The organism is Streptomyces spiramyceticus (genome assembly GCF_028807635.1).
Classification (GTDB): domain Bacteria; phylum Actinomycetota; class Actinomycetes; order Streptomycetales; family Streptomycetaceae; genus Streptomyces; species Streptomyces spiramyceticus.
Map to the genome: position 1 here is coordinate 1,023,815 of NZ_JARBAX010000001.1, position 11,550 is coordinate 1,035,364.

At 68.5% G+C, this 11,550-nt stretch carries 12 protein-coding genes; 3 read left to right on the forward strand and 9 right to left on the reverse strand.

Features of this window, described 5'->3' with window-relative positions:
* Positions 1–11: 11 nt before the first annotated feature.
* Genes PXH83_RS04660 through PXH83_RS04685 form a run of 6 tightly spaced genes read right to left on the reverse strand, consistent with a single transcriptional unit; the run spans position 12 to position 5,773 of the window.
* On the reverse strand, positions 12–1,268 hold the full coding sequence (locus PXH83_RS04660; RefSeq protein WP_274556959.1) for a cysteine desulfurase: 1,257 nt from the start codon (positions 1,266–1,268) through the stop codon (positions 12–14).
* The gene (sufC, locus tag PXH83_RS04665) at positions 1,265–2,056 is read right to left on the reverse strand and encodes a Fe-S cluster assembly ATPase SufC (protein ID WP_274556961.1); all 792 of its coding nucleotides are present in this window, start codon (positions 2,054–2,056) and stop codon (positions 1,265–1,267) included. Before sufC ends, PXH83_RS04660 begins: the two co-directional genes overlap by 4 nt.
* Before the next feature lie 7 nt (positions 2,057–2,063).
* Positions 2,064–2,381, reverse strand: a complete 318-nt coding sequence (locus PXH83_RS04670; protein WP_214914398.1) for a non-heme iron oxygenase ferredoxin subunit — start codon at positions 2,379–2,381, stop codon at positions 2,064–2,066.
* Positions 2,381–3,559: a Fe-S cluster assembly protein SufD gene (gene sufD, locus PXH83_RS04675; protein WP_274556968.1), complete on the reverse strand. Its 1,179-nt coding sequence runs from the start codon at positions 3,557–3,559 to the stop codon at positions 2,381–2,383. Before sufD ends, PXH83_RS04670 begins: the two co-directional genes overlap by 1 nt.
* Positions 3,560–3,617: 58 nt before the next feature.
* A complete protein-coding gene (gene sufB, locus PXH83_RS04680) occupies positions 3,618–5,039 on the reverse strand; it encodes a Fe-S cluster assembly protein SufB (protein ID WP_274556970.1) in 1,422 nt (473 codons plus the stop codon).
* Positions 5,036–5,773, reverse strand: coding sequence for a helix-turn-helix transcriptional regulator (locus tag PXH83_RS04685; protein ID WP_274556973.1), 738 nt, complete (start codon positions 5,771–5,773; stop codon positions 5,036–5,038). Before PXH83_RS04685 ends, sufB begins: the two co-directional genes overlap by 4 nt.
* Positions 5,774–5,954: 181 nt before the next feature.
* Here PXH83_RS04685 and PXH83_RS04690 point away from each other — a divergent pair, with 181 nt between their 5' ends.
* From PXH83_RS04690 to PXH83_RS04700, 3 genes are all read left to right on the forward strand, one after another.
* Positions 5,955–6,914, forward strand: coding sequence for an ABC transporter ATP-binding protein (locus tag PXH83_RS04690; RefSeq protein ID WP_274556975.1), 960 nt, complete (start codon positions 5,955–5,957; stop codon positions 6,912–6,914).
* A complete protein-coding gene (locus PXH83_RS04695) occupies positions 6,911–7,693 on the forward strand; it encodes an ABC transporter permease (RefSeq protein ID WP_274556977.1) in 783 nt (260 codons plus the stop codon). The genes PXH83_RS04690 and PXH83_RS04695 overlap by 4 nt, the downstream gene beginning before the upstream one ends.
* A 140-nt stretch (positions 7,694–7,833) precedes the next feature.
* Positions 7,834–8,808 carry a COX15/CtaA family protein gene (locus tag PXH83_RS04700; protein ID WP_274556979.1) on the forward strand — a complete coding sequence of 325 codons (975 nt, stop codon included), beginning with the start codon at positions 7,834–7,836 and terminating at the stop codon, positions 8,806–8,808.
* Here the strand turns inward: PXH83_RS04700 and PXH83_RS04705 are convergent.
* The 3 genes from PXH83_RS04705 to PXH83_RS04715 form a co-directional block, all read right to left on the reverse strand.
* The gene (locus PXH83_RS04705) at positions 8,785–9,921 is read right to left on the reverse strand and encodes an amidohydrolase family protein (RefSeq protein ID WP_274556981.1); all 1,137 of its coding nucleotides are present in this window, start codon (positions 9,919–9,921) and stop codon (positions 8,785–8,787) included. The two genes, PXH83_RS04700 and PXH83_RS04705, sit on opposite strands and share 24 nt — an antisense overlap.
* Before the next feature lie 85 nt (positions 9,922–10,006).
* Complete coding sequence (locus tag PXH83_RS04710) at positions 10,007–10,333, reverse strand: hypothetical protein (protein ID WP_274556983.1); 327 nt, start codon at positions 10,331–10,333, stop codon at positions 10,007–10,009.
* Positions 10,334–10,401: 68 nt separating this feature from the next.
* Complete coding sequence (locus tag PXH83_RS04715; protein WP_274556986.1) at positions 10,402–11,355, reverse strand: heme o synthase; 954 nt, start codon at positions 11,353–11,355, stop codon at positions 10,402–10,404.
* Positions 11,356–11,550: the final 195 nt, after the last annotated feature.

Genomic DNA, 11,550 nt, shown 5'->3' on the forward strand with positions numbered 1-11,550 from the left:
GATCCCAGTCCTCAGCCGAAGAAGTTCCGGACGTGCTCCAGGCCGTCGACCAGGGCATCGACCTCGGCCGGCGTGGAGTACAGATAGAACGACGCTCGCGTGGTCGCAGGAATTCCGTACCGCAGGCAGACGGGCCGCGCGCAGTGGTGTCCGACGCGGACCGCGATGCCCAGCTCGTCGAGGACCTGGCCCACGTCGTGGGGGTGGATGTCACCCAGTGTGAACGAGATCGTCGCCCCGCGCTCCTCGGCCGTCGTCGGGCCGATGATCCGCAGACCGGGTACCTCCAGCAGGCGCTTCACCGCGTACTCGGTGATCGCGTGCTCGTGCGCGGCGATGTTCTCCATGCCGATCGACGTGAGGTAGTCCACGGCCGCGCCGAGGCCGACGGCCTGCGCGATCGGGGGCGTACCGGCCTCGAACTTGTGCGGAGCGGGCGCGTACGTCGACGAGCTCATCGAAACAGTCTCGATCATCTCGCCGCCGCCGAGGAACGGCGGGAGGTCCTCAAGGAGCTCCTGGCGTCCCCACAGCACCCCGATGCCGGTCGGGCCGACCATCTTGTGGCCGGTGAAGGCCACGAAGTCGGCCTGCAGCGCCTGTACGTCGAGGGGCATGTGCGGCGCGGCCTGCGAGGCGTCGATGCAGACCAGCGCGCCGACCTCCTGCGCACGGCGGATGATCGTCTCGACCGGGTTGATCGTGCCCATGATGTTGGAGACCAGCGTGAAGGAGACGATCTTCGTCTTCTCGGTGATGATCTCGTCAATGTTGGACAGGTCGAGCCGGCCGTCGTCGGTGATGCCGAACCACTTCAGCTTCGCGCCCGTGCGCTGCGAGAGCAGCTGCCACGGCACGATGTTGGAGTGGTGCTCCATCTCCGTGATGACGATCTCGGTGTCGCTGTCCACGCGGTAGGGCTCGTCGGCCCAGCCCAGCATGTTGGCGACGAGGTTGAGCGACTCGGAGGCGTTCTTCGTGAAGATGACCTCGTCGCGGCTCGGCGCGTTGATGAAGGCGGCGACCTTGTCGCGGGCGCCCTCGTACAGCGCCGTGGCCTCCTCGGCGAGCACGTGCACGCCACGGTGGACGTTGGCGTTGCTCTGCTCGTAGTACGCGTTCAGCGCGTCGAGGACCTGGCGCGGCTTCTGCGAAGTCGCCGCGTTGTCCAGGTAAACGATCTTCTTGCCGTCGTGGATCGTGCGATCCAGGATCGGGAAGTCCTTACGGATCGCCTCGGTGTCGAGAAGGCCCGGCAGCTGTGTCACGCGACGTCCTCCTCTGAGTTCGCTCCGCTCACGGGGCCACCCTTCGTGTACTTCTCGTAGCCCTCGGCCTCAAGCTCGTCGGCGAGCTCCGGACCGCCGGACGCGACGATCCTGCCGTTGGCGAAGACGTGGACGAAGTCCGGCTTGATGTAGCGCAGGATGCGCGTGTAGTGCGTGATCAGCAGGGTGCCGACCTCACCGGTCGAGTGGACGCGGTTGACGCCCTCGGAGACCTGGCGCAGCGCGTCGACGTCGAGGCCGGAGTCGGTCTCGTCGAGGATCGCGATCTTCGGCTTGAGGAGCTCCAGCTGGAGGATCTCGTGGCGCTTCTTCTCACCGCCGGAGAAGCCCTCGTTGACGTTGCGCTCGGCGAAGGCCGGGTCCATCTGGAGCGTCTCCATCGCGGACTTGACCTCCTTCACCCAGGTACGCAGCTTGGGGGCCTCGCCGCGCATCGCCGTCGCCGACGTACGCAGGAAGTTGGAGACCGAGACGCCGGGGACCTCGACCGGGTACTGCATGGCCAGGAACATGCCGGCGCGGGCGCGCTCGTCGACGGTCATCTCCAGGACGTCCTCACCATCGAGGGTGACGGTGCCGCTGGTGATCGTGTACTTGGGGTGACCCGCGATCGAGTACGCGAGGGTGGACTTGCCGGAGCCGTTGGGGCCCATGATGGCGTGGGTCTCGCCCTGCTTCACGGTCAGGTCGACGCCCTTGAGGATCTCCTTCGTGGCGTTGTCGGCCTCGACGGAAACGTGCAGGTCGCGGATTTCAAGCGTTGCCATGGGTGTCTCAGGACTCCTGTGTGACGGAGACGAGCACATCGTCCCCTTCGATCTTGACGGGGTATACGGGGACGGGGCGCGTCGCGGGAAGGCCGGACGGCTTGCCGGTGCGGAGGTCGAAGCTCGAACCGTGCAGCCAGCACTCGATCATGCAGTCCTCGACTTCGCCCTCCGAGAGGGAGACGTTCGCGTGCGAGCAGATGTCGTTGATCGCGAACACCTCGCCCTCGGTGAGGACGACGGATACCGGCGTGCCGTCGAGTTCCACCCTCTTCGGGGTGTCCTCCTCCAGCTCGCTCAGCGCACAGGCTCGGGCGAAGGCCATCAGACGGATGCCTCCAGCTCCGTGTCGATCTTGTCGAGGAGGCGCTCCTCCACGTCCGGCAGACCGATCTTCTGCACCAGCTCGGCGAAGAAGCCGCGGACGACGAGGCGGCGGGCCTCTCCGGCCGGGATGCCGCGGGCCATGAGGTAGAAGAGCTGCTCGTCGTCGAAGCGGCCGGTCGCCGAGGCGTGTCCGGCGCCGACGATCTCGCCGGTCTCGATCTCCAGGTTCGGTACGGAGTCGACGCGGGCGCCGTCCGTGAGGACGAGGTTGCGGTTCATCTCGTACGTGTCCGTACCCTCGGCGGCGGCCTCGATGAGGACGTCCCCGATCCACACGGCGTGCGCGTCCTGGCCCTGGAGTGCGCCCTTGTAGGCGACGTCGGACTTGCAGTGCGGGGTGTTGTGATCGACCATCAGCCGGTGTTCCTGGTGCTGGCCGGCGTCGGTGAAGTACAGGCCGAAGAGCTCGGCCTCACCGCCGGTGCCCGCGTACTGCACGCGCGGGTGGAGACGTACGACATCGCCGCCGAAGGTCACCACGACCGACTTGAACGAGCCGTCGCGGCCGATCAGCGCGTTGTGCTGGGCGATGTGCACGGCCGTGTCGTCCCAGTCCTGGACGGACACGACGGTCAGCTTCGCGCCGTCGCCGACGACGAAGTCGACGTTGGCGGCGAGCACCGCGTCACCGGTGTGGTCGATGACGACGACAGCCTCGGCGAAGGCGCCGAGCTCGACGACCTGGTGGCCGTACGCCGTACCGCCACTGCCGTGCACGCCGATCCGGATCGGCTCGGTCAGCACCATCTCCTTGGGCACCGAGACGACCGAGGCCTTCTCGAAGGAGCTGTACGCCTGAGCGGCGACCCGGTCCACCGGGGTGCCGGCCCTGCCGAGCCGCGCGTCGCCGCGGCCCACCGTCTCGACGGTGACGCCGTCGGGGGCGCTCACCTCGACGGTGAGGACACCGCCGGCTTCGGCGGTGCCGTCGTGCAGACCGCGCAGGCGATCGAGCGGCGTGAAGCGCCACTCCTCCTCGCGGCCGTGCGGCACCGGGAAGTCCGCCACGTCGAAGGACGGCGGGGCGCTCATGCGCGTGGCGACGGTGGACTCGGCGGCCACCGCGATGGAACCGGAGGTCGTGGAGCCCACCGGAATGTTCTGAGCCTCAGCCATGGCTGTCGTAGTGCTCTCTCTCTGGGTCAGGAATCAGTCGCTGCGGGGGACGGTGGCGTCAGCCGACCGAGCCCTCCATCTGCAGCTCGATCAGCCGGTTGAGCTCAAGCGCGTACTCCATGGGCAGCTCCTTGGCGATCGGCTCGACGAAGCCGCGGACGATCATCGCCATCGCCTCGAACTCCGTCATGCCCCGGCTCATCAGGTAGAAGAGCTGGTCCTCGGAAACCTTGGAGACCGTCGCCTCGTGGCCCATGGACACGTCGTCCTCGCGGACGTCGACGTACGGGTACGTGTCGGAGCGCGAGATCGTGTCGACCAGCAGCGCGTCACAGAGCACGTTCGACTTGGAACCCGGGGCGCCCTCGCCGATCTCGACGAGACCGCGGTAGGACGTACGGCCGCCACCTCGCGCCACCGACTTGGAGACGATGTTGGAGGAGGTGTTCGGCGCCATGTGCACCATCTTGGAGCCGGCGTCCTGGTGCTGCCCCTCGCCCGCGAAGGCGATCGACAGGGTCTCGCCCTTGGCGTGCTCGCCCATCAGGTAGACGGCCGGGTACTTCATCGTGACCTTGGAGCCGATGTTGCCGTCGACCCACTCCATGGTCGCGCCCTCGTACGCCACGGCGCGCTTGGTGACCAGGTTGTAGACGTTGTTCGACCAGTTCTGGATGGTCGTGTAGCGGCAGCGGCCGCCCTTCTTCACGATGATCTCGACCACGGCGCTGTGCAGCGAGTCCGAGGAGTAGATCGGGGCGGTGCAGCCCTCGACGTAGTGGACGTACGCGTCCTCGTCGACGATGATCAGCGTCCGCTCGAACTGGCCCATGTTCTCCGTGTTGATACGGAAGTAGGCCTGGAGCGGGATGTCGACGTGGACGCCCTTGGGCACGTAGATGAACGAGCCACCGGACCACACGGCCGAGTTCAGCGAGGCGAACTTGTTGTCACCGACCGGGATGACCGTGCCGAAGTACTCCTGGAAGAGCTCCGGGTGCTGCTTCAGCGCGGTGTCGGTGTCGAGGAAGATGACGCCCTGCTCCTCCAGGTCCTCACGGATCTGGTGGTAGACGACCTCGGACTCGTACTGGGCCGCGACACCGGCGACGAGGCGCTGCTTCTCCGCCTCGGGGATGCCGAGCTTGTCGTACGTGTTCTTGATGTCCTCGGGCAGGTCCTCCCAGGACTCCGCCTGCTTCTCCGTGGAGCGCACGAAGTACTTGATGTTGTCGAAGTCGATGCCCGACAGGTCCGCGCCCCAGTTCGGCATGGGCTTCTTGCCGAACAGCTTGAGGCCCTTGAGCCGCAGCTTCAGCATCCACTCCGGCTCGCTCTTCTTCGCCGAGATGTCGCGGACGACAGCCTCGGAGAGACCGCGCTTTGCCGCAGCGCCGGCCACGTCGGAGTCGGCCCAGCCGAATTCGTACGTACCCAGACCCTCGAGTTCGGGGTGGGCAGTCTCCGTGGGGAGAGTCATGCGGGGTTCCTCCCGGGCGTGCTTGCAGATGCTGATGGGGTGGTCTGTGCGGTGCTGCGCGGAATGAACGTCGTACACACACCGTCGCCGTGGGCGATGGTGGCCAGACGTTGCACATGCGTTCCGAGCAGGCTGGAGAAGACCTCGGTCTCCGCCTCGCACAGTTGCGGGAATTGCTCGGCCGCGTGGGCGACCGGGCAGTGGTGCTGGCAGAGCTGCTCGCCGACCGGTGCGTTTCGCGCCGTAGCAGCGTACCCGTCGACCGACAAGGCCTTGGCAAGAGCCTCGGTGCGCTCTTCGGGGCCGACGGCCTCGACGGCCTTGCGGTATGCCTCTGCCTGGGCGTTCATCCGCGCCCGGGCGAAGGCGGCGACTGCCGCTTCACCCTTCTCGCCGCCGCCGGCCGCCTGGGAGATCCAGTGCAGCGCGTCGACCGCGAGCTTGTCGTAGGACTGGTCGAAGGCGTCCCGGCCGCAGTCGGTGAGTGCGAACACCTTGGCGGGCCTGCCGCGCGTGCGCTGGCCGTAGATCCGCTGTTCACGGGGCTCCACGACGTTCTCCGCGACCAGTGAGTCGAGGTGGCGGCGGACCGCGGCCTGGGTGAGGCCGAGGCGCTTCGCGAGATCGGCGGCGGTGGACGGGCCGTGGTCCAGGACGGAGCGCGCGATCCGGTTGCGCGTGGAGCGCTCACCGGTCGCGAGTTCCTCCTGCGGGACCTCGCCGACGTATTTCACAACGCCATTGTTGCGTAATTCCTCAGAGCGTGACAACCCGCGTCCTGATCAAGCGCCGGTGGGCTGCATCACTTAGGTACACCTAAGTTGACCTGCGGAAATGATCAATCCGGCCATGGTGGCCGACTATGGCCGGGACCCTCGCCGCGGTGCCCTCACCCGCCTGCCTAGACTTCCCACCATGCGCAGTGCCTTCCAGGGGGACACCCCCCGGACCTCCCGTGACCCCGTCGTCCAGGTCGTAGGACTGGTCAAGCGGTACGGAACAAAGACCGCGGTCGACGGCCTCGACCTGGAGGTCCGTGCGGGCACTGTCACCGCCGTCCTCGGTCCCAACGGAGCCGGCAAGACCACCACGATCGAGACCTGCGAGGGCTACCGCAAACCGGACGCCGGCACCGCGCGTGTCCTGGGCCTCGACCCGGTCGCCGACGCGGCGGAGCTGCGCCCCCGGATCGGGGTGATGCTCCAGTCCGGCGGCGTGTACTCGGGGGCCAGGGCCGACGAGATGCTGCGCCACAAGGCCAAACTGCACGCAGATCCGCTGGACGTCGATGGGCTGATCGAGCGACTGGGGCTCGGCAGCTGCGGCCGTACGACGTACAGGCGGCTGTCCGGCGGACAGCAGCAGCGGCTCGCACTGGCGATGGCCGTCGTCGGCCGTCCCGAACTGGTCTTCCTGGACGAGCCGACCGCGGGCCTCGACCCGCAGGCCCGCCGGTCCACCTGGGATCTCGTACGCGAGCTCCGTACGGACGGCGTCACCGTCGTCCTGACCACCCACTTCATGGACGAGGCCGAGCAGCTCGCCGACGACGTCGCGATCATCGACGCGGGCCGGGTCATCGCACAGGGCAGCCCCGCCGAACTGTGCCGGGGCGGCGCCGAGAACACCCTGCGCTTCACCGGACGCCCGGGGCTCGACGTCGCGTCCCTCCTCAAAGCACTGCCCGCGGACAGCCTGGCCGCCGAGCTGACGCCGGGGACGTACCGGATCACCGGCAAGGTCGACCCGCAGCTGCTGGCCACCGTCACCTCCTGGTGCGCACAGCACGGCGTGATGCCGGACGGCATCGCGGTCGAGCGGCACACTCTGGAGGACGTGTTCTTGGAAATGACCGGTAAGGATCTCCGTTCATGAGCGTCGGTACTTACACCCCTCGGCCCGGCGCGGCGCCGCTGCCGCGGATGATCGCGGCGCAGACGGCCTTCGAAACGAAGATGCTGCTGCGCAACGGCGAGCAGCTGCTCCTGACAGTGATCATTCCGGCGCTGCTGCTGGTGCTGTTCTCGGCCGTCGACATCGTCACTGTGCCTGTTTCACCGAATGGCGCGGGCAAGTCCGTCGACTTCCTGGCCCCCGGCATCCTCGCCCTGGCCGTCATGTCCACCGCCTTCACGGGGCAGGCCATCGCGACCGGCTTCGAGCGCCGCTACGGCGTGCTCAAACTGCTCGGCTCGTCTCCGCTGCCCCGCTGGGCATTGATGACCGCGAAGACCCTCTCGGTGCTGGTCACCGAGGTCCTCCAGGTCGCGCTGCTGACAGCGATCGCCTTCGGTCTCGGCTGGTCCCCGCACGGCAGCCCGTTCTCCGTACTCCTTCTGCTCTTCCTCGGTACGGCCGCCTTCTCCGGCCTCGGCCTGCTGATGGCCGGCACGCTCAAGGCAGAGGCCACTCTGGCCGCCGCCAATCTCGTCTTCCTCCTGCTGCTGGTGGGCGGCGGCGTGGTCGTGCCGCTCGACAAATTCCCGGACGCGGCTCAGTCGGTGCTCGGGCTGCTGCCGATCTCGGCCCTGTCGGACGGTCTGCGCGACGTACTCCAGTACGGCGCGGGAATCCCGTGGGGCAACCTCGGGATCCTTGCGGCGTGGGCGGTACTGGGCCTGGGCGCGGCCGCCCGTTTCTTCCGCTGGGAATAGAAAAACGCCTGCTCCGCACCCCCTCGTGCTGCGTTTCCCCCGGGGAGACGACTCCCCCAGACCCCCTCGTGCTGCGTTTCCCCCGGGGAGACGACTCCCCCCGACCCCCTCGTGAAAAGCTGCACAAGCCCCGCCCTACGATGGTTGCCGTGTTGACCCCCCTCGCTTTCATCGCGCAGCGCTGGACGCCCACCCCCCGTACGCTCCAGCGCGCCGCCCTCGCCGCCGTCGTGATGACCGTCGTCATCATCGTCACCGGCGGTGCGGTACGGCTGACCAGCTCCGGCCTCGGCTGCGACACCTGGCCCAAGTGCACCGACGACAGCCTCTTCGCGACGCCCGAACAGGGCCTCCACGGGGCCATCGAGTTCGGCAACCGGATGCTGACGTACGTCCTGTCGGCCGCGGTCGGCTGGGCGATCGTCTCGGCCAGGTCCACCAAGCCGTGGCGGCGCAGCCTCACCCGCCTCGGGTGGATCCAGTTCTGGGTCGTCATGGGCAACGCCGTCATCGGCGGCATCACGGTCTGGGCGGGCCTCAACCCCTGGACGGTGGCGGGGCACTTCCTCCTCGCCAACGCCCTGCTGACGGTCGCCGTGATCACCTGGCAGCGCACGCGTGAGGGCGACACCGCCCCCCGGCCGCGTGTTCCGCGTCCCGTCCGCAAGCTGTCCTGGGTGCTCGTCGTGACCGCGGGACTGCTCATCGCGCTCGGTACGACGGTGACCGGTTCGGGCAAGCACGCCGGTGACAGCAGCGACGTACCGCGCATGCCGTGGGACTGGGTCGACGCCGCGCACCTGCACGCCGTCGCCGCCTGGGTCGTCTGTGCGCTGGCCATCGCCATGTGGCTGGTCCTGCGCGTGGTGGACGCCCCCGACGACACCCGGGCCCGCGCCCGCGACCTGCTGATCGTCCTGCTCGCGCAGGGCGGCATCGGTTACGTCCAGTTCTTCACCGAGGTGCCCGAGATCCTGGTCGGCGTCCACATGCTCGGCTCCGCTCTCATGTGGATCGCGGTCCTGCGGCTGGCGCTGAGCCTGCGCGAGCGCCCGCTCGAAGCGGCGGGCACGCTGCCCGCCCGGTCCGGTTCATCGGTGTCCGCCACCGTCTGACGACCGGTCCGGCAGGCCGTAGACGCGGCGGGCATTGCCCGCCGCGATCATCCCGGCGACCCGTTCCGCGTCGACCCGTGACCACGCGCCGTCGCCGACCCAGCCGCCGAGGACGCTGCGCAGCGCCTCGCGGAACAGCCGTGCGCCCACCACATGCAGCTCCGGCAGGCCGCGCGCGCCGCTGGAGAAGAGCAGCTTGCCGAAGGGCGCGAGCTCAAGGATCTCCGCGAGTACGGCGGCGGCCCGTGCCCCGGTGTGGGCGAGTGCGGGGCCGAGGTCGGCGTACACATGCGGGAAGACGCTCGCCAGGTGCGCGGCGTGCCGGTGGTACGGATAGCCGTGCAGCAGCACCAGATCGGTGCCCAGGCCTGCCGTGGCGGCGGCGAAGTCGGTGAGCAGCATCGGGTCCGTACGGTCGATGCGCAGGCCCGGTCCCGCCGTTCCCGCGTGCAGTTGCAGCGGGAGCCCGGAGGCGACGGCGATCCACAGCAGGTGCCGCAGCAGTACGGGATCGGTGAGGCGGCCGCCGACTCCGCGTCCCGCCAGCCAGCGCCCCGCCGCCCCGCGCACCTCGCCGGGTCCCGGCGGGTCCGGGGCCAGTGCGAGTCCGTGGCGTACGCCCGCGACCGAGGTGAAGGCGACGGCGGAAGCGGCCGCGCCGTGCACGGCTTCGGCAAGGTTGGCGAGGAGGCCCTCGACGGTGCCCGAGGTGTCGGCGACCTGCTCGGCCAGCAGCTCCAGGCGCACGATCTCCCTGGCCTGCGCGTCGCCCGCGGCGGCGATCTCTCCGGGCCCTGTGAGGTCGCCCGGCAGTCCGGTGTCCACCAGATAGGTGGAAATTCCGGTGCCCCTCAGCAGCCGCCTGCCCGACTCCAGCACGCCGAGTTCCCTGCGGCGCGCGAGGTAGCGCGCGGGCGGGCAGTGCGGTTCGAGGCCGAGGAGCGGCGGGCACCATCGGCGTACCGCGAAACCGGTCTGGGTGTCGAAGAAGGTGGTGCCCGGGGCGGGGGGCGCGGGGGTCCTGCCCAGGTAGGTCTCGAAGGTGCCGAGACCGAGCTCCGTACGGAGAACTCCGTGGCAGTACTGGTCCACCAGAGAGGGCGTATCGATCATCCGGGGCTCCTGTGGTGGATGTGCTTCCACAGGCTCTAACGGGTGACCCCCGCGTCAGGTGTTGCTCGACGGTGGCTCGACGGCTTTACGACCTGTCGTTGGACGGGCCACCGATCTGGATGCCTGCCATCCGGCTCCACTCGTACGGGCCGGTGCGCACCTTGGCCGCGAAGTCGCCGTCGAAGGACTCGTGGAGCGTGATCCCGGCCTTCTCGGCCGCGCTCTGCGCGACGGCGTGGCTGGGGGCCACCAGGTCGCCCCACTCGCCGTCCTCGCCGACGAGCACGATGCGGGTGCCCATCTGTCCTATGTACGCGAGCTGGCCTTCCGCACCGCCGTGCCGCTTGGCGAAGGCGCCGATCTCCTTGGCGAGCTTCGCCACCTTGCGCTCTGCCTGCTTCGTGTCTGCCATGAACAGGATGCTACCGACGGGTAGGCCAGTGGTCCAGCGTCTGATTCAGGGCCATGGTCCAGCGCCGTCTAGCGCAGGAAGGGGTCCACCGCCACCGCTACGAAGAGCAGCGACACGTAGGTGATGGACCAGTGGAACAGCCGCATCTCCTTGAGCTTGGCGCCGGTGACCCCGGCCTTGGCCCGGGACTGCAGCCCGTGCGCCTCCTTGAGCCACCAGCCGCCGGAGACGACCGCGACCACCGTGTAGAACCAGCCGGTGTAGCCGAGGGGGGTCAGCAGCAGGGAGACGGCGACCATCACCCAGCTGTAGGCGACGATCTGGCGGGCCACCACCAGGTTGGAGGCGATGACGGGAAGCATCGGCACGCCGACGCGCGCGTAGTCCTCCTTCACCTTCATCGACAGCGGCCAGTAGTGCGGCGGCGTCCAGAAGAAGATGACGAGGAAAAGAATGACGGCGGCCCAGGACATCGAGTTGGTGACCGCGGACCAGCCGATGAGGACCGGCAGGCAGCCGGCGATGCCGCCCCAGACGATGTTCTGCGCGGTGCGCCGCTTGAGGATCATCGTGTAGACGACGACGTAGAAGAGCAGCGCGCCCAGCGACAGTGCGGCGGACAGCCAGTTGACGAGCAGGCCGAACCAGAGCGTGGAGATCACCGCGAGGCTGATGCCGAAGACCAGGCACTCGGGCGGGCTCACCATGCCGGTGACGAGCGGGCGCTGCGACGTGCGGTCCATCAGGGCGTCGATGTCGCGGTCGATGTACATGTTGAGCGCGTTCGCGCCGCCCGCGGAGAGGTAACCGCCGAGGCAGGTCGCCAGGACCAGCCACAGATCGGGCACACCCTGCTCGGCCAGGAACATCACCGGAACGGTGGTGATCAGCAGCAGTTCGATGATCCGAGGCTTGGTCAGTGCCACGAACGCCTTGACCCGGGCTCCGAATGGCCGATGGCCCGCCGGGCTGGGAGTCAAGGCGACCCCTGCGGGTCGGGACTCGACGGCCGTCACGCACACCCCTGACAGAGAAATTCCAGCAAGCTCCGGACGTGAAGGCCCGGTAAAGACTTGCGCGTACCACGCCACTGTAGACGTTGCCCATACACCGATCTCCGCCGGGGTGGGTCGTGTTGAGCAGGGCCCGGACCGGGTCCGTAATGAGGAAGGTGAACGTCAGGAGGCGAACCCCCGCACCCGCCCGCGCCCTGGTCT